The 581-nt window shown below is 73.5% G+C and carries 1 protein-coding gene; it reads left to right on the top strand.

Translation table 11 applies throughout. The annotated features are described in order from the left end of the window. Positions 1-581, top strand: a 581-nt coding sequence (locus AB0G02_RS41525; RefSeq protein ID WP_360806461.1) for a hypothetical protein, incomplete at both ends; no start/stop codon positions are given.

Here is a 581-nt window from a genome sequence, read left to right as displayed (position 1 = left end):
CGGGCCGACTTCGGCCTGGCCACGCTCGTGGACGTGCTCGAACCGCCGCCCGGACCGTGGGTGCGGTTCGACGTGACCAAGGTCCACCGCGAGGACAACCTGCCCGCGCTGTCGGCCGAGATCCAGGGGTTCCGGTTCGACGCGCACGACCTCGCGCCGTACGACCAGGTCTGGCTGTTCGGCGTGGCCCGCGCGCCCCGGCCGCCGTTGGCGGAGACCGAGCTCAGGGCGCTGGCGGAGTTCATGGACGGCGGTGGCGGCGTGTTCGCCACCGGCGACCACGAGGACCTGGGCGTGTCGATGTGCGGCGTGCTGCCGCGCGTGCGCAGCATGCGCAAGTGGCACTGGCCGGACCCCGGCCCGAACGGCGAGCCGGTCGCGCCGTCGATCGACGGGCCGGACCGCCACGACACGCTGTCGGAGGGCCACGACCCGCTGTTCCAGTTCAACGACCAGTCCGACGACGTGCCGCAGGTCATCACGCCCCGCACCTACGCGACGTCGGACTCGCCGAAGTGGGCCCACCGCTCCTACCCGCACCCGCTGCTGTGCGGACCGCGCGGCACGATCCGCGTGCTGCC

It is taken from the genome of Actinosynnema sp. NPDC023658 (assembly GCF_040639995.1).
Taxonomy (GTDB): domain Bacteria; phylum Actinomycetota; class Actinomycetes; order Mycobacteriales; family Pseudonocardiaceae; genus Actinosynnema.
This window is presented reverse-complemented; position numbering and strand designations above follow the sequence as displayed.